Origin of the sequence: Micromonospora sp. LOL_015 (assembly GCF_048060275.1) — a bacterium.
Classification (GTDB): Bacteria; Actinomycetota; Actinomycetes; order Mycobacteriales; family Micromonosporaceae; genus Micromonospora_E.
In genome coordinates, this window is sequence record NZ_JBHMIO010000005.1 from 12,804 (window position 1) to 36,183 (window position 23,380).

A 23,380-nucleotide genomic window follows, 5' to 3' on the forward strand; every position below is an offset into this window, starting at 1 on the left:
AGTGTCCTACAGGATCGTGTGGATCATCGTGAGGATCTGCCGCAGTTCGGCGACGACGTCTGGGCCAAGCTCGTCGAAGTCCGCCTCGGTCAGCTTCCGGCCCGCCACTGTGAGCTGCCTGGGCAGCCCGTTGCCGGGGTAGGAGTCCTTCTTCAGGTAGCCGCGCTGATTCGCCGGCATCGCCCGCAGCTGGCTGATCCTTCGCCGATGCCGGGGGTAGAGCGACTCCCACACCACAAGCGGTACGTAGTTCTCCGCCGCCCGGTAGGCGAGGATGTGCACGTTCTGGATGCCGGCCGCGTGCGCCTGCGCCTTCCTGGGCTCGTTGTCGCTCGGCTGGCCAGGGCCGTCGCGGTCGCCGTCGAACAGGATCGCCACCCTTGGCGACACGATCGCGAACTTCTTTCCCTCATCGGCGGCGAGTTCGGCCATCTGGCCCTTACCGCCGCCGTTGTGCAGCCGAAGCCACATCCGACGCAGCGCCTCGACGATCCGCTTGTCGTCCAGGGCCGCCGCCATGTCCTGCACGAAGCTGCCATCGGCGAGCTGATTCTCCACCACCAGCACCGCCGGCTTGTCCAGGTCGGCGACCAGATGCTCCAGGTCAGCCAGGCCGACACGCACCGTCCGCCGAGCGTCCGGTGGGCTGGGGTACGCGGCCTCCTCCGTCGCCTCCTCTGCCCACTGGCTGAGCACCGGCATCCGGACACCCGCTCGGGCCAGCCGCTCGACAAGGTCGATCATCCTCGCTGCCTGTGACAACGTCGGATGCCAGTCGTGGCGCTTCTCCGCCACCATGCAGAGCAGCGTGATCACCGGCCGGTGGTCCGCGCCGTCCAGAATCGTCTCGTCGATGTCAAGAAGCACGGGCGTTCCGTTCCGACTGGGCAGCCGCGAGGGCTCGGACCTCGTGGTAGTCCTGGGAGAAGTAGCCCGGCGGCCAGCTGTCGTCGAGGTTGCCGAGACTGTCCAGCGGGATGCGACGTGCCGACGAGACGCCGTCGTGCTGCTCCACGACGTAGATGGCAACCGTCTCCGGGCCGTAGTCGTTGTCGACCTCGGCGATCCGGCGACGCAGCCGCAGCAGCAGCGTTTCGCTGTGTGTCTCGATCAGAAACCGGGTCCCGGTCCGCTGCGCGGTCCTCAGGTAGAGGTCGGCCAGGTCAGCGTGGACACGTGGGTGCAGGTGCGCCTCCGGCTCCTCGATGATCTGCAACGGCGGCGCGGCGGCGCCTCCTGCCAGCTCGTCCATCGCACACTGCGCCAGGATCGGCAGCACCTGGGCGAGCCCGCTGCCGGCGTCGGCGAGATTGATCCTCGCCCTGGAACCGTCCCTGACCAGCACCGTCGACCAGAGCGGGCCGGCAGCGACCTCCTCCAGTCGCCATCCGGGCACGATCCCACGCAGCTGCGCATTAATCTGTGCCAGCAGCCGCCCGTCCGACTTACGCTGGCTGTCGGCCAGCAGGCCGGCCAGCCCTTCGCCCTTCGTGCCGAGCGCGGCAGGCGTGCCGATCGGCATCCGATGCTGACGGGCCACCCGCTCCCGGTACGGCCCCAGGTATCGGATCAGACCTGGGCGCACCTGGCGGAACAGGTCGTCCAGGTCCGGCAGTTGCCCGGCGGCAGGCAGCAGGCCCGCGAAACGCACCTGCCTCGTCCGGGTCGGCTCGCCACTGATGCGGATGTCGTACTCGTCGAGCCCGTCGACCGAAGGCTCAGGAAGCGTCGACAGCTCGACGCCGTCGATGTCCGAGGTATCCGGCATCGGGGCGGTGAATCGGCTCGACACCAACTCAACGGTGCCGACCGGGTCGGCGCTGTCATCTGTGTCGACCCGAAGCGCCGCCACTACCGCGTTGCGTAGTCTGGCTGAATACTCCAGATCCACCCGCAGTGTGAACGGCAGCGGACCGTCGACGGTCACGCCCAACGTCAGCGGCCGCACATCGAGCTGATCGAAGTAGAGCTCGCGCAGGTCGTCGACCGCGTCCGGGCCCAGGCGTTCCAGGTCCAGCGGGGACGGTGAGGTGGTGTCGAAGCCGGTGGCGATCACCAGCGGCGCACGGGTCAGGGCACTCTTGCCGGAGTTGTTCTTGCCGAGCACCACAGTGATCGGTGCCAGCTCGATCTCCTGCCGGTTACGGAACCCTCGGTAGTTCTCCAGAAGCAGCCGTCGGATGGGCATGGTGGATAGTCCTACCAGATCTGGCGTTCAGCCATTGCCCCGGAATCCACAGCGACTGACTCGCCGGTGAAGTCAACGGCAACTGGTAGCCGTCCAACATCGCCGGCTCCGGTTTGCGGGCCGGCACCAGCAGCAGTCGCGCCGCCGGCCGGGGGCGGGTCAGATCCGCCAGCTCCGCCAGCAGCTCCACCTGGCCGTACCGGGCCAGCGGCGCAGCCTCGGTCAACAGCACCGGCGCGTCCGTGGCCAACGCCTCCCGCAGCGCCGGCACCACCTCGTGCCGGACCAGATCCACCAGGCTGCGGAAGTTCGCGTCAGTGGCCGAACCGGAGTCCGCCGCCACCAGCGCCTGCCACGGGTAGCCGAGCGCCCGCAGCCGATCCAGCAGGATCCCCGTCACGTTCACCTCGGTCAACGCCAGCCGGGCCAGCAGCTCCCGGCGGGCGGCGGCCAGCTCCCGCAACGGGGTCAGCACCGCCAGGAACGCCCGCCGGTCGATCGCCCCGGCCAGCTTCGCCGTCACCTCGTCGGCCTGCCACAGCGGCGCGGCGAACCCGCCCGTGACCGTGGCACCCCTGGTGCCGCTGAACACCGACGGCAGCGGCGGCGGGGCGTACACCCGCTGCTCAGAATCCCATTCGATCCCGGCGACGGTGCGGACCAGCGTGTCGAGCTGCGGCCGGCCCGGCAGCTGCTGCGCGCGTGGGAAACGGGCCCGGACCCGGCCGATGATCTCGTCCTCCCGTAGCCGCTGCCCGGCGATGCTGCCAGCGGCCAACCGCAACGCCCGCTCGGCCGGCATGTCCACCGGGTAGAGCTGGCCCTGCCCGTTGACGTCGGCCCGGCCGTTGCTGCCGGCGGCCGCCAACTGCAGCAGCCGCAGCTCCGGCACCACCGGCATCGTCGGCGGCGGCGTGACCGCGGCCAGCTCCGCCACCGCCCGCTGCCGGGTCGGCAGCGGATCGGACTCCACCAACTCGGTTGCCCGGCCGCCGAGCGCCACCACGTACGACAGCAGGTCGGCGGCGGTGGTCGTCGCCGCCGGATCCACCGGTTCCCGGCCCACCAGCACCGTCGACGAGGCACGGAACCGCTGGATCGCCAGCCGGGCGTCCCCGCCGGTGGCCAGCTCCGTCTCCACCGCCGCCCGGACCAGGCCGACCGCCTGGGCGGTGCGTTTCGGCTCCGACGTGAACGAGCCGTGCGTGGCGATCAGCGCGTCGGCCAGCTCCGCGGCCGACATCACCGCACCCCGGCTCTCCACCAGGGCGACGATCTCGTCGCGTACCGCCGACACGAGCTCGTTGCCCGACCAGACCTGCACCTGCTTGCGCAACAGGGTCGAAATCTGCGGCTGGGTCTGGCCGGTTCGGCGCGCCACCTCCCCCTGGGTCGGCCAGTGCAGCCACGTGTCGTCGCCCGGTGCCGGCTCCTGGCCCAGCAGCACCGCCAACGTCGTCCGACGCTTGCTCGTGCGGCCCGTCTCCGCCGGCAGCAGCGCGGCGCAGAGCGTCTCCATGCCCCGCGTCGCCACCCCGGCTGTCTGCTGGCCGTCGCCGCCCTGTTCCGCCCCGTCGGCCGCACCAACACGGTCTGCCGGGTCGGCCGCCAGCAGCGGGCGCAGCGACCGGGCGTACGACAGGATCTCCTTGCGGGTCGCGTCCGGCACGCCCTGCGCGGTGACCAACCTGGCCGGTTTGGCCTGGAGCAGATCCCGCACGGTGACCAACCCGAGCCGGCGCACCGCCGAACGGGCCCGCTCCGTCAACGGCGACTGCTCCAACACGGTGTCCAGGCTCGCCACCGACACCGCCGCCGGCGACGCCAGCCCGCCGCCGGCCACCGGCACCTTACGGAAAATGTCCCGCCAGGCGTCGAGCATCTCCTCGGCCGTGTCGAACCGGTCGGCCGTCTCCCGGGCCAACGCCCGGCCGAAAAAGTCGACCAGCCGGTCCGCGACCGCCGGCTCGAACATCGCCGGATCCAGGGTCACCTCGTCGCTGACCGCCGCCGGATTGGCCCCACCCCACTCCGGCAGCGACCCCGTCGCCATCTCGAACAACGTCACCGCGGCGGCGAACCGCTCCGCCGCCCGGTCGTAGCGCAGCCGCTTCGGTGGGCCGAGGAACGGATCCAGGTAGCCGGCGGTGCCGGCGGTCAGCTGGTCCGTCGGGGTCGCGGAGAGCGAAAAGTCGAAAACGCACAGATGCGGCTGCCGGTCCTTGGCATTCAGCGGTCGGGCCGCCAGGTTCGCCGGCTTCAGATCCCGGTGCCAGATCCCCACCTCGTCGAGGTAGACGACGATCTCCAGCAGGTCCCGGCCGTACCGCTCCAGCAGGTCCAGCGTCAGCCGGCCGCCCTGCAGCTCCTCGGCGAGGGTCCGCTCCCCCGCGCTCTCCATCAGCAGCGCCGTCCGGCCACCGACCGTGATCGGCCCCTGCACCAACGCCGCCACCCGCCGGTCCCGCAGCTTGTCCAGCGTCTCCGCCTCCACCGCCAGCCGGGCGGCGTGCTGCTCGTCGCGGGCCACCTTCAACACCAGTCGCCGGCCGTCCTTGCCGTCGACCGCCGGTTCGCTGACCAGCAGTGCCAACGCCGTCGAACCGGCACCCAGGCGGCTCAGCACGGTGTAGCCGATGTCGAGCACGTCGCCCTTGCGGGCGACGAGCGGATCGACCACCGGCTCCGGCTCCGGTGCCGTCAGCTCATCCCACACCCGCTCCAGGCGGGACCGGAACGCGGCGACAGTCGCCGACCGGCGCGTCGGATCCCCCCGGGTCGCGTCGTAGACGGCGTCGACCAACGCCGCCGGCATCCCGTCGACCGCCGCCGCCAGGTTCACCCCGCTGTCGCGTACGGCCGTCGCCAACTCCTCGGCGCTGCCCGCCGGCGGGCTACCGGCGAAGATCCGGTAGCCGACCGCGCCGAGCGCGAAAACGTCCAACTGGTGGCCGGGCAGACGACCCGGCATCGCCGCCTCCGGCGCCTGGTAGCGCCGCACCTCGTCGTCGTGCAGCAACGTCAGACTGCCCGGGTCCGTCGACGAACCACCGGTACGGGTCAACCGGGTGTCCGCCAACCGGCCACCGGTCTGCCAGTTCGTCACCACCAGCTGCGGACGCGACGACTCCGGATCGCAGACGTACACCGCGCCCGGATGCAGCGCCCGGTGCGCCAGCCGACGCGAATGCGCGTAGTCGACGATCTCCGCCAGGTCGCCGAGCAGGTGCAGCCGCTGCGCCAACGTCAGCCGGTCACCCCGCTCCACCAGATACTGGTCCAGGCGTACCCACTGCTGCTGATGGTCGAAGATCAGCGCCGGGCCCAGCGGATGATCGACCAGGTCGTGCGCCTGGGCGATCCCCGGATGGTGGATGCCCTGCAGCAGCCGGAACTCCCGCTCGGCAGCAGCCCGGATCGCCGGGATCTCCTCCTCCGGCGCCCGGCTGGTCAGATAGAACCGCACCCGGCGCAGCAGCGCGGTGTCCATCACATGCCCGGCGATGAAATCCTGCCAGCCGACGCCCTCAGCGAACGGACGCGGATGCAGCAGCAGCTGCCCCACCTTGCGGTCCGCCACCGACGGGCGGATCTTCGCCCCCTTGACCAGGGCCACGATCTCCTGCCCCCGAACCTCGTCGATCAGATGCGCCGGATTACGCGGCGGGGCCGTCAACATCTCCCGCAGACTCGGCAGACCCGACTCGGACGCATCGTGCAGGCCGTACACGTGCTGGCGGCCGATCGCATCCAGCTGCGACCGCAACGACCGGGCATGCAGGAACACCGCCGCCCCGATGAATGGCGTACGGGCATGTTTGCGCTGCTGGCGGGCGTAGTGGTCGATCAGGCTCGCCAGTCGCTTCGCCTTACGGTTGGCCAGGATCGTCGGATTGTCCCGCGGGATCAGCCGCGACGTCTTCGTCGCCCGGTGCACCCACTGACCGCCGTCGCCGTGCAGCTCACCCTGCCAGTGCTTGAGCTCCACGACGTACAGCCCGCTGGGGGTGAGCACCAGCGCGTCGACCTCGTTGATCGAGCCGTCGGACGCGACGAACTCGATGTTGGCCCAGACGTGGTACGGGTCGACATCCGGCAGGTACGAGGCCAGCTCCCGCAGGCCCTCCCGCTCCCACTCGTACCCACTGGGGTTGATCTGCTCCCACCTCGGCGAGTCCTGGCGCACCGACCGACGGTAGCAACGATCCGCCCGTACGCCGATCGCCCGTCCGGCCGTGCCGTCGCGACTTCGCAGCAACCAGACAGGCTGTTCCGGTTGCCTACCCAGCCCGCTTTGGCTGAGGCTGACCGATCTCACGAAGTCGAGCTGCCCAACTGATGGTGCCGGGGTTCGTCAGGCAAGGATGCCTCCGTTACCCACTACGTCGACCGGCAGCATACAGTGAACGGCATGCCGCGTAGTGAGTCAGGTAGCCCACATCTGTATTCCACCACAGGACTTCGGTGGACAGCTCCGCCAAATTGGACCGAGATGCCACCGGGATGGACACCTACCGCAGATTGGCACCCAGATCCCGATTGGGGGCCGCCGCCGCCAGGTTGGGCGTTCCTCAGGCTGAGCGACTGCGCCGCAGACGCAAACCTACCACTCGCGTACCGCGACACACCAATAGACGAGAAATTCAGAATTTACATCGACAACCCAAATCACCCTGCCAAGTCATTCGTAGAATACCTCGGGAGCATTCGCGACATCATTGAAACCACCTTCAGAGTCAGCAACGAAGCGGCGCGCGCCGGCAGGATCTACCGCGAGATCGCACTGAGGTCGTTAATCGACGCAACAGAGATAATCGAACGGTCCCTACGCACGGAGACCCCTACGCCGTTCGTATTTTTCGCCTGCGTTCAGGACGCAATGAGCGCCATCAAGATGTTCTCCGCAGCAGTCGACCTGGCCCTTGGCAACCCCCCGCAAAGGGATAGCCATACAACAATCAACTCTGACACCAAGTCCGCAAACGATTCCCCACTCTCTGCAATGGCCGACCTGGAGAAGGATGCCAGCGACCAGTTCCAAATCGTGTTCGACTCCACAGCCAAGCGCGTGATTGCCGTTCTCCGGGAAGCCCTACACGAATCCCAGTTCGGGGGACGACGGGGGACTGCAGCCAGGAAGGCTCTTGAGAATTCCGGCGAGGCAAAGCGACTTATCGAACAGGTCGGCAGTGGGAGAATAGAGCTCAGCGAGGGATTGCGGATCATTGACAAACTGGAGAGCATCGGCCGCCGAGTCGCCGCCGCAGTCGGCACCCGATTTTGATCGGGCAACTCCTGCGCTGGCTCACCGACAACGGATGGCGGAGGAAGCGTGGCACAGCTCCAGCGATCCGATCGTGGTCTGCTCGCGTGGCTCCCTGGTGGAGTTGGCCGCAGTGCTTCCGGCGTCCGGCAGATTCGTGGTGGCCCGCCTTGACGGCATGAGGTTCACGGATGCCAACCAGGTCTTTTACGACTTCTCGGATGCCCTATTCTTTCCCCGCTACTTCGGCTGGAACTGGGACGCGCTGTCCGACTGTCTGAGAGATCTGCACTGGCTACCGGCGGACGGCTACCTGGTGATCGTCGACAACGCGCACCAGCTGCTGCCGGACAGCGCCCCGGACCAGCGCACACTCTTCCGCATCCTCGCCCAGGCAGTTCGCCATTGGTCCGGCGCGGGCTGCGTGGCGCCGCCGAATCCGTGCCTCCATCGCCAGCGTGGGGAACGATGGCAGCGCGACACTGGTGGTCGGCGTACATGTCGAAGGTGCGGTCACGGCGGTTCGTTCGTCGGCCCTGGGCGGCGGCTTGGTCGATGTCACCCTGGACACCGCCTTCCCTGGCCCGATGCCGCGCGGGGCACGCCAGATCTGGGAACTCTGGCGCTCCGGCCGGCCGGCCGAACCAGGCCGCTGGGTGGGCTACGACCGCACTCTACGTCGCGAGTGGACCATGGCGGCGCTTTCCCACCACCGGCACGACGCCGCCGACAAGCCGGCGGGCACCGCCTACGAACTCGACGGGCAGAACGTCACCGACATCGAAGGCTTCTACTGTGCCATCGGCGAGGCGGTCAACGGAGCCGGCGGCTACTTCGGCTCGAACGCCGACGCGCTACACGACTGCACACGAGGCGGCTGGGGAGCCACCGCGCCGTTCAAGCTGGTCTGGCGGCATTCGGCTGTGGCTCAGGAGTGCCTGAGCCCGCCCACCGCAGCCGGCGACCCGGACTTCGGGCAACTCCTGCACTGGCTCACCGAGGATGGAATCGACGTCCGTGTGGGGTGACTTGCCGGGCTACCTGACGGTCGGAGTCACCAGGCCTTGCCTTGATCGAGCTACGCAGTGCGGGTTGTCGATGACTGACCCACCTCCCGAGCAGTGGTGCCACCTCGTAGCACCGCGTGCCACCCCGTGCTAGGCTTGCCGCATGGCAGCGGAACTCACCCAACGAGATCTTCGGGCGAAATCCGGACAGATCATGGATGCGGTTGAGCATGGTGAGTCGTTCATCGTCACCCGTAACGGCACCCCCATCGGTGAGTTGATCCCGCTACGTCGACACCGGGTGGTGACCCGTGAGCAGTTCGCGGGCGTGTCGGCGAGCGCACCGGTCATGGATGCGGCGCGGTTCCGCGCCGACGCGGACAGCGCCATGGACGGCGGCCTCCGGGACCCTTATGAAGCCTGAGGCACACGGCCTGCTCGACACCAACATCCTTATCCTGCGCCGGCAGATCGACCACGCCCGGCTGCCGGACACCATGTCGATCAGCACAGTCACCCTCGCCGAGCTGTCGGCTGGTCCGCATCACACCGATGATCCAGCCGAGCGTGCCCGCCGGTTGGACGTGCTCCAACGGGCCGAGTCCGAGTTCGATCCGCTGCCGTTCGATGCGGAGGCGGCACGGGCGTTCGGCAGAGTAGTCGCAGCCGTGCTGGCGGCAGGCCGCAAGCCGAGAGCACGGACGGCTGACCTCATGATCGCGAGTGTCGCCATCGGAAACCGCCTGCCGCTCTACACCACCAATCCCGACGACTTCGCCGGTTTGGACACCTTGGTAACGGTGGTGGCGGTGCCGCTTCCTGGATCGCTTCAGGTGTAGGGATCGCTCAGGGCCACAGGCAGGATTCGTCGGGCAGGCGGCCCACGGTGAGGGGCGGGGCGGCGGTTTCCGACCGGACGTGGCCGAGCAGGCAGGCACGCCCGACCCGTACGGCGTACAGGATCGCCCCCGTCGGGGCCGGGTCGGTGTACCTGGCTGGCCGTACCGCCGGGTCGGTGAAGCCGGAAGCGATCAGCGCCCGCCGGACCGCGTCCGGTGTTGTGGCCGGGAGCCGACAGTGCTCCAGCGGCGCGGGACAGTCCGCGCCGAGCTCGCGGACGAAGCCGTCCAGCAGCGCCTGCCGGCACGGCTGCGCCGCTACCCGGTCGTCGTCGGCCAGCGGCATACGCCGGCCGAGATCCTCCGCGATGCGATCGCAGTAGCCATCGACACTGGATGCCACCTGGGCGCACATGAACTGCTCGACGGCCACAGCCGGCCGCTCATCCGGCTGGCTGGCTGAACACCGGTCCGCACCAGCGGCACAGCCACCGCTGTCGCGCTGGCGACCACGAACAACACGGCGATGGGTAGCCCAATCCGGACAGCCCGCATGGAGTCACCGTACCGCTGTCCAGCGACGCTTATGGGAGCGATGGGAGACCTCTTGTGCAGACACAGATTGCGCAGTGCCGCCGTACTGCCGAGTTGGTGATCGGTTGGGACACCGCCTGTCAGCGGCGGCAGGTCACGCTCGTTCCCAGCTCGACGGTCGCCGGCAACGACTGCGCTGACGGCGGACCCGACGCTGTCAGCTCCCTTGCCCCTCGAAGGTAGCGGAGCCTGCGTTTGGCAGACCAGATCGCCTGCGTTCGGCAGAGTAGGCGACCGCGTTGGTAGAGCAGAGGTGGACCTGCTCGCTCGACACGCGGACGGCCGGGTGCTGGGTGTCGAAGGCAAGCTGGCCTATCGCGTCGAGGGCGCCGGCACCAAGCATCTGCACTGGCTCCGTGACCGCATCGGCAAGGAACTGATCGATGGAGTTGTCGTGTATGCGGGCGAACACGCCTTCCGCTGCCGCGACGACATCGCGGTCGTAGCGCTGGCTTTCCTCGGCCCGTGACGGGCGTTGCCCGCACGCCCGAGACTAGCCATCGAGGTGAGGCTGACGCACCTCAAACGCGATTTTGAGGTGCGTCAGCCTCACCTCGATGCACAGCCACATGCTCACTCTTCTGAGCGCATTCCAGGTTCGGTGTAGAGGGTACTAACGCGCGAACCGAGATAGGTACAGGAGGTGTCATCAGCCGGTGCGATATAGAGCGTCGTGTACGTCACTTGCGTTGCGCCGTCGGCGAATGTGGAGATGACCATGACACTCCCGTCGGGGAACAGGTCTGGGCGTATGCGGTACCCATCGGCGGAGGCTGTTCTTTCGCTGCGGCTCCTGCTGGTGAGAGCTGCGTCTGCTCGTTGTTGCCCTGCCGAATCGAGGCAGACAGCTACCGGCTGAGCGTCTCTGGCGTAACGCAGCTCGGTTGGTACGCCAGCCTGGCGCAGGTCGGCGGCAAGACCGGCCGGGTCGTTGAGCCGGTCCCATTCCACGATCAACTCCACCGAGCCGTCGGAATTCGTGGTGACCGCGTACGCGGGGGTGGCACCGCCGGGGCCGGCAAGCCAGACCGTTGACGCCGCGAGGGCCACCGCCACCGCTGCGGCGGCGACCCCGCCGAACGCGAGCCGCCGGTGCCGCAGCTGCCGAGTGGTGGTGGGCTGTTGGCGTACCCCCGTCACGCCGGCAGGTTGCGCGGCGTCGGACCGGGGTTGAGCGAGGATGCCGACCAGCATCGCCGCGGCCTGCGGCGACTCCGCGTCCACCCGCCAGTCGGCGGCGGGGTCCGCGTCGCGCATCAGTCGGTCGGTCTCCATCATCGTCCTCCTTCGTGAGCCAGCGGGGAGAGCGCGGCGTCCGCCGGTCTCCTGGTCGGTGCCGATTCCAGTACGGCCGCCAGCCGCCGCCGCGCCCGAAACAACCGCACCTTGTACGCGGTACGACTGCACCCCATGACGGTGGCGGCGGCGGTGGCGTCGAGTCCTTCCCAGGCGGCCAGCCGCAGCGCCTCCTGGTCGGCTTCGGACAGTTGTGCCAGCGCGTGGCGGACCCGTACCTGGTCGACCACGGCATCGGCGTGGTCGGCCGTGACCGTCTCGGCAACCTCGCCCAGTCGCGTCGTCAGCCTCGCCTGCCGGTCCCGGCCCCGGATCTCGTTGCCGATCAGGTGCCGGGTCGTGGCGTACAGCCAGGGCAGCGGGTCACAGACCGGCACGTCGGGCAGGCGTCGCCAGGCGACGAGGAACGCCTCGCTGACGACGTCGGGCGCGCGTTCCCGGCCGACCCGACGGGCCGCGTACCGCATCACCGCGCCGTAATGTCGCCGGAACAGCTCCGCGAATCTTGTCCGGTCGTCGTCCATACCGGGTCTGTTTCCGCCTCGGCCGTCACGGTTACCGAGCCGGGCGGAAAGCAGGCGTGGTCAGATCGGGAAGCGACCGCGGCGCCACTGCCAGTGGCGGCCGGCGGACAGGTGGTCGACGACGGCGCGTTGCAGCACGGTACGGAGTGGTAGCGCGTCGAGCGGCGTGGTCAGGGTGCGGAACACGAACCGCAGCACCTCGACGTCGGCGTCCGGCCCGTCCTGCTCCTGGTACGGCTCCAGCTCGAACCGACGCTGGAACCGGACGATGTTCGAGTCCGCCGGCAGATACTCCCGCAGTTGCGGGTCGAGCAGCCACGACCCGCAGGCGAACGCCGCGTACCGCTCGTCGGGGAAGTGTCGGGGGAAGAACGCGCGGGCCGCGTCGAGTGACGCGCTGACCGCCTCCGGGGTCAGCGGCCCCGCGTCGGGGATGTGCAGTTCGATGGCGCTGTCGCTGCGGTGGTGCTGCAGCCGGCCCAGCTCGTAGAGGCTGCCGCGCACGTGCAGGGTCAGCCAGGCCTGCATCACCGGCCAGCCCTCGCCACGCATCCGCCGGTCGATGGCGAGGTTGCGGCCCAGGTCCGCGAGGGTCGCCCAGGACACGGCGTCGGCGATGCCGTGGGCGCGGTGGTACGCCCGGACGACGTCGACCAGGGCCAGGTACGCGTACGCGTAGAGGTGCCGCCAGGCGGGTCCCCGGTCGCGGGGCAGCTCCGGGCCGGGTGCCAGCCAGCCGTAGCCGCCGAGGTCGGCCCGGACCAGGGCGATCGTCCGGTCGAGCAGCCAGCGCAGCTCCGGCGTCCACAGCGGCGAGTCGGGATCCGGCCAGCCGGCCATGATTACGGCGGCGTCGTCCGGCCGCACCGCGAGCCGGTCCAGGATCGCGGGCGCGTCGGCCCTGGCCGGCAGCGGAGCCGACGGCCGGTCACCGGCGAGCCGGTGCACCCGCTCGACGTCGGCGACGGGCACCCCGAGCCGGGCGGCGGTCTCGTCCAGGTTCACCCGGACGACGCTACCGCCCAGGTCGCCCTTTCCGGCGTGCTGCGGGCGGCTCGCCTCCGGCGATGGCACTGCCCGGTGTGGCGGTCAGGGAATTCGGGCGACCGCACCGTACACCGACACGTCGGCTGCCGCCGGACGTGGCTGGTCCTGCTCGTCGGCGCGCCAGTCGCTCACCACCCCGATCCCGGGTGGTACGAGGTCCAGGCCCTCCACCAGCGCGGCGAACTCGGCGCGTTCCCGGGGCCAGATGTCGGTCTGCCCGGCAGCCAGCATCCGGTCGTAGACCGCTGCGATCGGTGCCGGGAGGAAGTCCTTGGTCGCGTTGCTGACGACCAGGTAGCTGCCCGGCGGCAGCGCGTCGACAAGCTCGGCGACGACCGGTGCGGCCGCCCCTCGACCCGGCAGGAAGTGCAGTACCGCGACGAGCATCAGCCCGACCGGCTTGGACAGGTCCAGAGTGGCGAGCAGGTCGGGATGGTTGAGGATCTTGCCGGGCTCGCGCAGATCGGCCTCGATGTAGGACGTTTTGCCCTGGGTGGTGCTGGTCAGCAGGGCCCTGGCGTGCACCATCACCATCGGATCGTTGTCGACGTACACCACCCGCGACTCCGGCGCGATCGCCTGGGCGATCTCGTGCGTGTTGTCTGCGGTGGGCAGGCCGGTGCCGATGTCGAGGAACTGCCTGATCCCGGCCTCGGCGGCCAGGAACCGGGTCGCCCGGCCGAGGAAGCGGCGGTTCTCTCGCGCCGCGATCGGCGCGCTCGGCCAGGCCGCCGCGATCTGGTCCGCCGAGGCCCGATCGACGGCGAAGTTGTCCTTCCCACCGAGCCAGTAGTTGTATCGGCGGGCCGGATGCGGCACCGAGGTATCGAGCCGGTCGAACAGCGTTGCGTCGTGGTCGGCCATGAGAACCTCCGGAACCCAGTTGAGTACGCCAGGCCGTCGGCCGTCGCGTCGACGGCCAACGGGCGACCGATCATACTGGACGGTTCACTGTGCGCTGGCCCGGCGGGCGCACCGTCGTCCCGCGACAGCCGTCAAGCCGGCAACGTACCGCGCGGCAACTACCGTCGAACAGGCGAGGTGATCGCCTGTAGTTCGCTGGCGACCTCGGCGATCAGGTCGGTGAGCGAGTCGCGGTTGCCGGGCTCGACCCAGCGGGTGTACGCGACCCGGAACACGGTGACACCTGACTCGGTGGCCAGGGTCGCCGCGGTCTGGTCAAGGCCCTTGGCGCACAGCGCGGCAACGACCGCGGCCGCCAGCGAGCCCATCTTACGCAGCTCACGTTCCTGCAGCTCGGGACTGCTCTCGATGATGGTCTGGCGCACCCGGACCAGCTCGAGACGGTCGGCGAAGATCTCCTCCGCCACTTGACGGAACGCGGCGACGACCGCTTCGAAGGGGGCGGCGTCCGTCTCGGTCACCGCCTTGACGAGCAGGTCCTCCAGTTGCTCGCTGCCGCCGAACAGCGCCTCGCGTTTGTCGCCGAAGAGCCGGTAGAAGGTGCGTTTGTCGAGGCCGGCGCGGGTGGCGATGTCGGTGACCGTGGTCTGTTCGAAGCCGCGTTCACGGAACAGCTCGAAGGCGGCCGCCTCCAGGCGGCCGCGTGCGTCCGGTTGCCAGCGGGCCATGCCGCGATGGTATCCGATGTCACACTACGACATCTTCTTGATCCAAGCCATGTCGCATGGTGACATCACAAGGTAGGGTGATGTCACAAGGCGACATCGGTACTCACGAAGGAACACCAACATGCGCGTATTCGTCACAGGCGCCTCCGGCCACGTCGGCTCGGCGGTCGTGCCGGCCCTGATCTCCGCCGGCCACGACGTCGTCGGCCTGGCCCGCTCCGAAGCATCCGCTGCCGCGATCGAGAAACTGGGCGCCGGGACGCGTCGCGCCGACCTGTCCGACCTCGACGTTCTGCGCACCGAAGCGAACGCCGCCGACGGCGTCATCCACCTGGCGTTCCGTCACGACCTCCTGCTCACCGGCGACCTGACCGGCGCCGCCGGTGCCGACCTGGCCGCCCTCCACGCCCTCGCCGACGGTCTGAGCGGCTCCGGCAAGCCGCTGGTCGGCACGGGCGGCACAGCCATGCTCGCGATGGGCGGAATCGTCGACCGCCCCGGCACTGAACACGACGCTCTCCCGAGCGGCTACCGGGTCGACGCGGAGAACTTCGTGATCGGCCTCGCCTCCCACGACGTGCGCTCCTGCGTCGTCCGGCTCGCTCCGACGGTGCACAGCCCGCTCGACCGCAACGGTTTCGTCACCGTCCTCGTCGCCGCCGCCCGGCAGCACGGGTACGCGGCGTACGTCGGCGAAGGCACAAACCGGTGGCCGGCCGTGCACACGCTCGACGCGGCCGACCTCTACCGGCTCGCCCTCGAAAAGGCCCCGGCCGGCTCCCGCCTGCACGCCGCCGCCGACGAAGGAGTCCCCTTCCGAGAGATCGCCGCCGCCATCGCCCGCAACCTCGACGTGCCGGTCCGCAGCATCAGCCCCGAGGAAGCCGACGACTACTTCGGCTTCCTCGGGCCGTTCGCCCAACTGGACAATCCGACGTCGGCCGCGATCACCCGGGAACTCCTGGGCTGGTCCCCCAGCCGCCCCGGCCTGATCGCCGACCTGCACGACGGGCACTACTTCCAGGCGTGACGTCCCCGACGCGACCAACGCTCAGCCGAGGTCCTCCGGGCCCAGGGAGAGCCAGGCCAGGTCTTCCTGGGCGCGGCGGCGGGACTCGCGTTCGCGGTCGAAGAGCGCGTCGGTCTTGCGCAGGACCAGAGTGTACGGTCGCCCGCTGCGCCGGGTCTGATGGTCGACGGGCAGGTCAGCCTGGTCGACGCGGGAGTGGACATGGCGGCGGCGCTGCTCGGCCAGCGGCCACTCGAAGGTGCGGCGCGCCGGATCGCCGAGGAACGCCACCAGGGTGGCGCACAGCTCACAGTCGCATCCCTTGGGCAGTTCCACCGACCAGTCGTCGGCGGCCCGAGCCGGCCGGGCGAGCTGCCGCTCAAGCCGCCGGGCGACGTGCGCGGCGAGGGTGTCGATGCCGGCCACCTGCTGCCCCGCCTGGTCCGGTGCGGTCGCGCGGGCGGCCCGCAGCGTCGACATCGCGCAGGCAAGCACGTCGTCCTCGTCCTGGCAGAGGAACTCGACCGCCGGGTCAGCCAGGTCCGCCGTACCGAGGCTGGCGGCACCGGCCAGGACGACGGCGATCTGCGGCCCCAGGTCCGCGAGGTACCTGCGCCGGTCGCGGGCCGCCGGGTAGGCGAGCATTCCTCGGGCCCGGCCGTGCAGTTCGGACCAGACGCCGGCCACCAGCAGCCGGCCGACCAGCACACCCCCGGTGTCGGAGGTGGCACGCAGCGCCGCGCACATCGCGGGCAGCGATGCCAGCCAGTCCGGGGTCTGCTTGTCGAACAGCGACGAACGGGACAGCCAGTTCCGGCCGAACCAGCCGTTGACCCGATCCCGGGTCCAGGACTCGCCGTAGCAGGTGGCGAGGCGGGCGAGCACCGGGGCGTCGGCCGGCGCCAGCGTCTCCACCCGCAGCGGCGCGAGCAGCATGGCGGCCAGGTCCGGCTCGTCGAGCTCCCAGGCGACCGCCAACGCCCGCCCGACGACAAGTTCACCGGCCGCCGGGGCGACCCGCCAGAACGAGGCGAGCGTGGCGGCGCTGCGCCGGGCACCGGCGACGTCCCCGGCGCGCAGCAGATCGGCGAGCCGGTCGAGGGCCCAGCCTGGCGACGCCTGCGCACGGATCGCGAAGGTCCACCGACGTGGCCACACGACGATCGCCGCCCGGCGGTACCACCGGTCCAACGTGTTGCCGTAGTTGCCCATGTACCCCTCGTACTCCGACGATTGGGGCGACAGGTTCGCGGTGGGCGTCGTGGCACACACCTCGTCGTCGGAGATCCGCAGCGACGTCGGCACCACCTCGCCGGACTCGTCCAGCCAGCAGTCGAGGGTCATCGACGAGTCGATGAGCTCTTCGAGCTCGTACTCGCCCGACCCGCTCCCGCCGCTGGGTTCCTCGTCGTTTCGATACCGGCCGTACCGACTCCGGCCCCGACCCCAGCGGCCCCATGATTCCTCGGGGTCGAGGGCGCTCCAGGTCTCCTGCAGCTCCGCCAACGCCAGAGTGACCTCACAACCGGCTGCCTGCGCGGCCGCCCGCACCGCTGCGGCACGGCCGACGTCGTCGCCCTTGAGCCGGTCCCAGCCCAACGCCCGCTGGGTGTACTCGTGATCCAGCAGGTAGACCAGCCGGGCGGGCCCGTCGGTCGGTTCCGCGAAGTGATCGTCCAGGCAGCCGGCCAGTCCGGTGACCAGGTCCTGGCCCAGCGAGCCGGCGGCCAGGGTGACCGGGTCACCGGCGAGCAACAGGTTGTAGGTCAACACGATCCGGTGGCCCGCCGTCACCGGCGACACCTGATGCCGACAGTCGGCGTAGAACGCGACGAAGGTCAGCTCGTCCGGTGACGATTCGTAGCTCCCGGTCCGGCCGGCGTGCTCAATCGACAGCACGCCGCCGGCCGACTCCGACGGCAACGTCACCACCAGGGTGCCGATCATGGCATCGGCCTTCTCCGAATCCTGATGTGGCGCGAAGAACTGGCCGGGCGCGTACACCAGCATCGAGTGCAGCTCGGCGACCAGCTCGCACCCCTGCGGCAGGCCGAGGTCGGCCCGGAGCTGGTCCAGCATCGGGTGGAGCGTCTCGTGCCACCGCTGTTCGTCGATGTCGACGAGGCTCGTCGGGACTTCCCACGTGTCGCGGACCCCGGCGTCCGTCAGCGTCTGCTCACCCTTGCCGAACCTGGCCGGCCGGCCAACTGAGCACAGCTGCTTCGCCTGCTCGGCGGCCGGCGGCAAGGCGATCGGCCCGACACCGCGCACCGCGAGCCTCAGACCATGGGGTGACGCGGTACGACGTGCGCTGAACGCGCCAGCCGGGCCAACGGTGCCCAGTAGCGCGGCCAGTCGGTCAGGCGGGGTAACGGGGGATGCTGGCACGCGCAGACTCTAGGCCAGCCAATCCGGTAGGGCCACTCGCACGTCCGTTCAGCGGACAACCGGTGCGACAGTCGACTATGGGCAGGATGATCACGCGCTACTGGGCACCGGACAGGTCGGCGAGGAGGGTGTCGAGGACCAGCTCCTCCTCGACCCGCGTACCGTACCGGCTCATCGCAGCGGTCAGCTCCGCGTCCCAGCCGGCGTCGACCGGCCGGCCGGTCAGCGTCCCCGACACGGCGCCCACCACGGCCGCGCCCGCCACCGCCGCCCGGTACGCGGTGGCGTCGTAGCGCCACGGCTGCCACGGCACCCGGGAGCGCAACAGGTTGGCGATCCGTACCCCGCCCCAGTCGAAGTCGCCGTGGTAGCGCAACCGCGCGCCGCCGGCCGTCAGGCCGGTCAGCAGCCGCAGCGCCGCCGTGCTCGGCTGGCCGTTGACGCAGACCAGCGGCGGACACTCCGGACCGAGCAGGTCGGCCGCCGCGGCCAGCACCGTCGGGTTCTCGCAGACGTGGACGGTGCCGGCCGGGAAAGTCGACCGCTCCCGGCCGAGTTGGCGCAGGGTCAGCACGAGCGGCTCACCGGCCGTCGCGGCGGGCGCCGTCAGGGCGGACAGCCGGCTGCCCGGACTCGCCACGACGTTGAGCGTCAGTACGGTCGACGACAGTTCGTCGACAAGGACACCGGCGCTGTCCCACAGCGCCCGCCGCCGCTGCGCCGGGGACGTCGGTTCGTCGTCCCCGGGCCACCAGACGGCCCGCACCGCCGACAGTACGAGGGTGGCCAGTGGACGGTCGGCGTCGAGGGCGTGCGCGTCGCCGGTGGTGTGCGCGGCGAGCCGGGCCAACGGAGCACCGTCGGCAGGCAACGCCGCCAGCACCGCGACCAGGTGTTCGACGAGCCGGGCCGCCGCGTCCGGCGTACCGGACAGTCGGCGGGCCAGCGCCACCGTACCGCGATCGCCGCACCAGTCGGCCAGGTGCGGCGCGCGGCGGCCGAGCCGGTCCAACGGCGCCAGCACGGTACGCCAGGCGGCGTCGGCGGCGGCGCGGACCTCGGCGGTCACCGGCACCGGCCCGAGGAGGGTCTCGACGGCGGCGGCCAGCCCGTCCGGGTGCAGGCCGCTGCGGCGGACCACCTGGTCGAGGTCGTCGAGGTTGACCGTCAGCGAGGTGCCCCGGCCGGGTGGCCGCCCAAGCAGCCGTTGCACCGCCAGCCGCTCGGCCGGTGTCGGCTGGCTCAGCGAGATCGTGCCGGTCAGCGGCCGGCCGTGGGCCATCCGCTGGCGGACCCGCTGCACGACCCGTTCGGTGTCGGCCCCGCCGAGCTGCCGGCGCAGCCGATCAAGATCCGGCCCGACCACATCGAGATCCGGCCCGACCACCGCGCCGTCCGGTCCGGTCACTCGGCGGACCACAGAGCGGGCTGCTCCGAGCCGTCAGGTCCGGTTGGGTCCGGTCGGGTCGGGTCGGGTTCGCCGGCCGGGCGGGTCGGTCGCTGCTGCGGTACCGCCAGCTCGACCCGAGGCATCCGGTGCCGTTCCCGCCCGTCCCACCGCCACGGGGTGACCAGGACGGCGTCGATGCCGTCGTGCCGGGCCAGCTGCGCGATGCCCAGTCCGGGCACCTGCGGATAGCAGCCCCACTCCCGTTCGCTGGTCATCACCACGTCCAGGTCGAAGGTGGCGAGCAGCCCGAGGCACTTGGCCCGGGAGTCGTCGTCGACCCCGGCGAACGCCTCGTCGAGGGCGATCAGCCGCGGCGCGTGCGCATTGCCCGCCGACCCGTAGTACGAGGACGCGGCGGCGAACAGCGGGATGCTGGCGGCCAGCACCCGTTCACCACCGGAGGCCGGGCCGGTGGCCGGCCGCCACTGCCCGTCCTGGTGGCGCTGGATCGCGAACTCGTGCCAGGCCCGGTAGTCCAACGCCCGGGTGAGCTGCTCGTGCCAGGTCGCCGCCTCGTCGCGCAGCCGTTCCCGGCTGATCTGCTCCTGCAGGAACGCGCCGATCGCTCGACGGTCGGCGTCGTTCCAGACGTCGGTGCTCTGCCGCAGCTGCCGGGCGCGCAGCTCGGCCAGGCCGGGCGGGGCGTCGCGGGTGGGCCGCCACAGCAGCCGCAGCCGCATGCCGGTGGAGGTGGGCCGCTCCTCCAGCTCGCCGTTCATCGTCGCAACCTGCTGCTCGGCGCCGGCGACCAGCTCCTGCAACGCTCCGGCGACCTCGTTGACCAGGTGGGTCTCCAGCACCTCCCGCTCGTGGGCGGAGAGCACCCGCTGCCGTTCGTCGATCTCAGTGACCAGGGCGGCGGACAGGTCCGCGACGGAGCGGCTGTGCCCCTGGAACACCACCTCCACGATCATGGTGTCCTCGCGGACGGCGGGCAGCACCTGGTGTCCGTGCCGGGACAGGCTGTCGGTGAGCACCTTCATGTCCAGGCTGACCTGGTGCTGGATCCGTTCCCAGGGGCGGTCACCGTCGTCGACGTCGGCGAGCAGCCGGTCGACGCCGCGCGCCACGGCCACCGCCGGGGTCGTCGCCCACGGCTGTCGGGTGTCCGGTAGTTCCTGCTCGGGGCAGGCCAGGGCGATCAGGCCGGTGTCGGCGAAGGCCCGCAGCACTTCGACGGCGGCGTCCCGGGTGGCGGTGGCCTCCGCAAGGTCCCCGGTCAGCCGGTCACGTCGCCCGTCGGCGTCGCCCCGGGCACCCCAGGCGTCGCGTTCGCGCTGCCGGGTCTCCCGGCTTTCCCGCTGGCACTCCTGCTCGGCGTCGGCCACCTCGCGGAGCTGGCGTTCCAGGTCGGCGACGGTCGCGCCGGCGGTCGCGTCCAACGTCTCGAACTCCACCCGGGCCAGCCGGGCCGTCTCGGCGGCCTCGGCCGCCTCGATCGCGGCCGGTTCGAGTTGCCCCTGCTTCTCCTCGTAGGTGCGGGACGCCTCGGCGCGGCGTCGCGTCGCGTCGCGTACCCCGGTCAGGGTGGGCCACCAGGCGGCCAACGTCACCTGGTAGTCCTGCAGCCCGTCGCGAACCTCCGCCAGCCCGTCGGCGTCGTGGGGCAGACCCACGTCGTCGGCGAAGTCGGTCGCCTCGGCCAGCGCCGTCTGCGCCGCCGAGACCGCCGTACGGTGCCTCGCCGCCGCCTCGTCACGCCGGCCGGCGGTGTCCCGGCGCAGCTGGTGGGCGCCACGGACCAGGGTGTGCGCCTCGCGCAGTGGCTGGTCGGAGGGGAGGTTCTCAATTTCCTGGCCGACCGCCCGCCGACGTTCGTCCAGTGTGGTGCGTTGCTCGGCGAGGTCGGCCGACACGGCGGCGAGTTCGTCGGCCTCGGCCCGCAGCGCGGCGATCCGGGCCCGCCGGGCCGCTTCCCGGGCGCCGTCGCCGATGTGCTCCGCGTCCGGTTTGGTCCACCGCCCGGTGACGACGCCGATGCCGAAGCCGCCGTCGGTGTCGACCCAGGTCGCCGCACCGGAGTCCGCGCCGAGGCCGATCGCGGCGAGGACGGCGGCGACGGTCGGCCCGGTCAGCGCGGTGGCGTGCGGGTCGGCGTCGTCGATCACCGGACGCAGCAGCGTCCCGAGGTTCGTCGCCACCTCGTCGGTGGGCCGCAGCAGCGCGTCGCCGCTGTCCGGGTGGCGGACCGTGCCGTCCGGGTCGATCCACGCGTCGAGCACCCCGGCGGCTTCCAGCGCCGCCTCGATGCCGGCACGCACCTGCGACGGCACGTCTTCAACGAAGTCGACGACCCGCCACAGTGGTGCGCCGGGCCGGTCGAGGCGCAGCTGCGGGGACCGGGTGTGCGGTGCCGGCGGCGGCTGGTGCGCCCCGTCGGTCAGCCGACGCAGCTCGGCGTCGATCTCCCCGACCCGATCGGCGACCCGCCGTTGCTCGGTCTCCACCGCCGCGTCGGCTCGGGCGATCGCCTCGGCGGCCGCCCGGCTGGCGGCGGTCACCTCCCGGGCGGCCGGGTTGTCCCCGTCCAGGGTGCTCACCCAGGAGTCGAGCCGGCCGAGCACCGCCTCCGGGTCGGCGATTGACAGCTCGACCAGGCCGGTCAGGTACTCCCCGGTGCGCCGTACCAGGGTCTCGCCCTGTTCGGCGGCGGCGGTCTCGGCGTCGGTGACCGCTTCGTCGGCCGCCGCGACCTCGGCGTCCAGCCGGTCGACCTCCTCCCGAGCGCGGTCTGCGAGGGTCCGGGCCGACTCGGCGGCCGCGCGGAGCCGATCGAGGGTACGCAGCGCGGCCCGCCGATCCTGGACCAGCTGGCCGGCGGCGCGGCGCGCCTCGTCGAGCCCATGGGCGGAGTCGTCCGGCAGGGCGGCGAGGACCCGGTCACGGTGCCGGTCGGCGACCCGCGCCGCCACCGCACCGCCGGCCACCCGGGTACGGGCCGCCGCCTCGTCCTCCTGCGCCGCCTGCAGCTCCTGCGCCGTCTGCTCGGCGGTACGCCGGGTCCGGGCCGCCTCCGCCTCGACGTCACGCAGGCGTTTGGCCTGCTGGTCGGCGAACGTCGCCCGCTGATCGGCCGCCTCCCGCAGCCGACGCAGATGCTCGGCGGTACGCGCCTCGGGGCTTTCCGCCAGCGCCCGTCGGCGCGCCTGCAGCTCGGTGGCGCGCGCGTCCAGCTCGGCCAGTTTGACCTCGGCCTGGCGTACCGCCTGGTCGGCCTGCTCGTGCGCGCGCTGCGCGTCGCCCAGCTCGCGGCCCAGTTGCTCGTACCGGCTGTGCTGCTGCCGCAGCACCGCGGCCTTGCGTTTCGTCGCGATCCGCGCGTACTGCCGGTAGCGGGTGAGGAAGTCGTCGGCGGCCTTCTTCGTCTCGCGCAGCTCGGTCAGCGTCTCCCGTTCGTCGTCGAGACCCCGGAACGCCTCGGCGACCTGGGCGATCAGGTTCTCGTCCAGCGGCGGCAGCGCGTCGCCGAGCGCCCGGGACAGGGTCTTCTCGTCCGGGCGCTTGGACAGCTGCGGCTGCCGCAGTTTGATCAGCAGGGACACCAGCGCGTCGTACCGGTCCCCCAGGCCGAACAGTGCCTCGTCGACCGCCCGCCGGTAGTCGACGGCCCGGTCGTAGAGCATCCCCGCCGGGCCGATCGCGTCCCGCAGCCGGTCCCGGGTCGCCGCCGTACCGGTGGGGGTGAGCAGCTGCAGATCGGCGCCGACCCGTTGGCTGGTGACGAAGTACCAGTGCCGGGCGATGCCGCGCCCGGCCACCGCCTTCAGTCCGCAGCCGATGGTCAGGTAGCGGGCGGTGCCGTCGGCGTCGCGGCGGCCGAACTCCAGCCAGGTGTAGCCGGTCCGCTCCGGGTGCGGGTGCCGGCCGCCGAGCAGCAGGTTCCACTCCATCCGCTTGTGCGGATCCCCGTCGGGCTCCACTCGGTATGGTGCCAACTCACCGTCCAACAGGAACGGTACGGTCAACGCGAGGACCTTCGACTTGCCGGTGCCGTTGTTGCCCCGCAGCAGCAGACTCCCGCCGTGGAAGTGGAACTCCTCCTGGTCGTAGTAGAAGATGTCCACCAGCCCGGCCCGCAGCGGCTGCCACCGTTCCCGGTCCGGCACCGGCAGCTCCCGGTCCGGTGTCGACGTCGGTGCGGATTCGATCGCGGCGGCGGTCACGGTGACGGGTACTTCCTCTC

At 71.0% G+C, this 23,380-nt stretch carries 18 protein-coding genes and 1 pseudogene; 7 read left to right on the forward strand and 12 right to left on the reverse strand.

From position 1 onward, the window contains the following. Positions 1 to 6: 6 nt before the first annotated feature. From ACFHWU_RS06845 to pglW, 3 genes are read right to left on the reverse strand one after another with little or no spacing between them, the layout of a single operon-like run. Positions 7 to 867: a hypothetical protein gene (locus ACFHWU_RS06845; RefSeq protein ID WP_281552888.1), complete on the reverse strand. Its 861-nt coding sequence runs from the start codon at positions 865 to 867 to the stop codon at positions 7 to 9. After that, positions 857 to 2,188 carry an AAA family ATPase gene (locus ACFHWU_RS06850; RefSeq protein ID WP_416590105.1) on the reverse strand — a complete coding sequence of 444 codons (1,332 nt, stop codon included), beginning with the start codon at positions 2,186 to 2,188 and terminating at the stop codon, positions 857 to 859. The genes ACFHWU_RS06845 and ACFHWU_RS06850 overlap by 11 nt, the downstream gene beginning before the upstream one ends. Further along, on the reverse strand, positions 2,142 to 6,374 hold the full coding sequence (gene pglW, locus ACFHWU_RS06855; protein WP_416590106.1) for a BREX system serine/threonine kinase PglW: 4,233 nt from the start codon (positions 6,372 to 6,374) through the stop codon (positions 2,142 to 2,144). Before pglW ends, ACFHWU_RS06850 begins: the two co-directional genes overlap by 47 nt. A 306-nt stretch (positions 6,375 to 6,680) precedes the next feature. On the opposite strand from pglW, the gene ACFHWU_RS06860 reads away from it, so the two are divergent. The 5 genes and pseudogenes from ACFHWU_RS06860 to ACFHWU_RS06880 all read left to right on the forward strand — a co-directional run bounded on the left by ACFHWU_RS06860 (position 6,681) and on the right by ACFHWU_RS06880 (position 9,297). Continuing rightward, positions 6,681 to 7,472: a hypothetical protein gene (locus tag ACFHWU_RS06860; RefSeq protein WP_416590107.1), complete on the forward strand. Its 792-nt coding sequence runs from the start codon at positions 6,681 to 6,683 to the stop codon at positions 7,470 to 7,472. 157 nt (positions 7,473 to 7,629) lie between these two features. Then, positions 7,630 to 7,851, forward strand: a pseudogene (locus ACFHWU_RS06865) (barstar family protein); the annotation flags it as partial. Positions 7,852 to 7,909: 58 nt separating this feature from the next. Next, a complete protein-coding gene (locus ACFHWU_RS06870) occupies positions 7,910 to 8,479 on the forward strand; it encodes a barstar family protein (RefSeq protein ID WP_416590108.1) in 570 nt (189 codons plus the stop codon). 142 nt (positions 8,480 to 8,621) lie between these two features. Further along, positions 8,622 to 8,882, forward strand: a complete 261-nt coding sequence (locus ACFHWU_RS06875; RefSeq protein ID WP_416590109.1) for a type II toxin-antitoxin system Phd/YefM family antitoxin — start codon at positions 8,622 to 8,624, stop codon at positions 8,880 to 8,882. Next, a complete protein-coding gene (locus ACFHWU_RS06880) occupies positions 8,872 to 9,297 on the forward strand; it encodes a type II toxin-antitoxin system VapC family toxin (RefSeq protein ID WP_416551962.1) in 426 nt (141 codons plus the stop codon). Before ACFHWU_RS06875 ends, ACFHWU_RS06880 begins: the two co-directional genes overlap by 11 nt. Positions 9,298 to 9,304: 7 nt before the next feature. On the opposite strand, the gene ACFHWU_RS06885 is transcribed toward ACFHWU_RS06880, so the two are convergent. Beyond that, a complete protein-coding gene (locus tag ACFHWU_RS06885) occupies positions 9,305 to 9,730 on the reverse strand; it encodes a hypothetical protein (protein ID WP_416551963.1) in 426 nt (141 codons plus the stop codon). Positions 9,731 to 10,144: 414 nt separating this feature from the next. On the opposite strand from ACFHWU_RS06885, the gene ACFHWU_RS06890 reads away from it, so the two are divergent. Further along, entirely contained in the window at positions 10,145 to 10,360 is a 216-nt protein-coding gene (locus tag ACFHWU_RS06890) for a hypothetical protein (RefSeq protein ID WP_416551964.1), read from the forward strand. A 104-nt stretch (positions 10,361 to 10,464) separates the two neighbouring features. Here ACFHWU_RS06890 and ACFHWU_RS06895 read toward each other — a convergent pair whose 3' ends face one another. The 5 genes from ACFHWU_RS06895 to ACFHWU_RS06915 all read right to left on the reverse strand — a co-directional run bounded on the left by ACFHWU_RS06895 (position 10,465) and on the right by ACFHWU_RS06915 (position 14,350). After that, entirely contained in the window at positions 10,465 to 11,148 is a 684-nt protein-coding gene (locus ACFHWU_RS06895) for a hypothetical protein (protein ID WP_416590110.1), read from the reverse strand. Between the two features lie 17 nt (positions 11,149 to 11,165). Beyond that, positions 11,166 to 11,711: an RNA polymerase sigma factor gene (locus ACFHWU_RS06900; RefSeq protein ID WP_416551966.1), complete on the reverse strand. Its 546-nt coding sequence runs from the start codon at positions 11,709 to 11,711 to the stop codon at positions 11,166 to 11,168. Between the two features lie 60 nt (positions 11,712 to 11,771). After that, the gene (locus ACFHWU_RS06905) at positions 11,772 to 12,716 is read right to left on the reverse strand and encodes an acyltransferase domain-containing protein (protein WP_416590111.1); all 945 of its coding nucleotides are present in this window, start codon (positions 12,714 to 12,716) and stop codon (positions 11,772 to 11,774) included. An 84-nt stretch (positions 12,717 to 12,800) separates the two neighbouring features. Next, complete coding sequence (locus ACFHWU_RS06910) at positions 12,801 to 13,622, reverse strand: SAM-dependent methyltransferase (protein WP_416551968.1); 822 nt, start codon at positions 13,620 to 13,622, stop codon at positions 12,801 to 12,803. A gap of 158 nt (positions 13,623 to 13,780) precedes the next feature. After that, positions 13,781 to 14,350, reverse strand: coding sequence for a TetR family transcriptional regulator (locus ACFHWU_RS06915; protein ID WP_281552872.1), 570 nt, complete (start codon positions 14,348 to 14,350; stop codon positions 13,781 to 13,783). A gap of 121 nt (positions 14,351 to 14,471) precedes the next feature. On the opposite strand from ACFHWU_RS06915, the gene ACFHWU_RS06920 reads away from it, so the two are divergent. After that, positions 14,472 to 15,380 carry an SDR family oxidoreductase gene (locus ACFHWU_RS06920; protein ID WP_416590112.1) on the forward strand — a complete coding sequence of 303 codons (909 nt, stop codon included), beginning with the start codon at positions 14,472 to 14,474 and terminating at the stop codon, positions 15,378 to 15,380. Positions 15,381 to 15,401: 21 nt separating this feature from the next. On the opposite strand, the gene ACFHWU_RS06925 is transcribed toward ACFHWU_RS06920, so the two are convergent. The 3 genes from ACFHWU_RS06925 to ACFHWU_RS06935 all read right to left on the reverse strand — a co-directional run bounded on the left by ACFHWU_RS06925 (position 15,402) and on the right by ACFHWU_RS06935 (position 23,360). Then, the gene (locus ACFHWU_RS06925; protein ID WP_416590113.1) at positions 15,402 to 17,747 is read right to left on the reverse strand and encodes a 2OG-Fe(II) oxygenase; all 2,346 of its coding nucleotides are present in this window, start codon (positions 17,745 to 17,747) and stop codon (positions 15,402 to 15,404) included. Positions 17,748 to 17,844: 97 nt separating this feature from the next. Beyond that, positions 17,845 to 19,155 carry a TIGR02679 family protein gene (locus ACFHWU_RS06930; protein WP_416590114.1) on the reverse strand — a complete coding sequence of 437 codons (1,311 nt, stop codon included), beginning with the start codon at positions 19,153 to 19,155 and terminating at the stop codon, positions 17,845 to 17,847. Further along, on the reverse strand, positions 19,152 to 23,360 hold the full coding sequence (locus tag ACFHWU_RS06935) for a TIGR02680 family protein (protein WP_416590115.1): 4,209 nt from the start codon (positions 23,358 to 23,360) through the stop codon (positions 19,152 to 19,154). Before ACFHWU_RS06935 ends, ACFHWU_RS06930 begins: the two co-directional genes overlap by 4 nt. Positions 23,361 to 23,380: the final 20 nt, after the last annotated feature.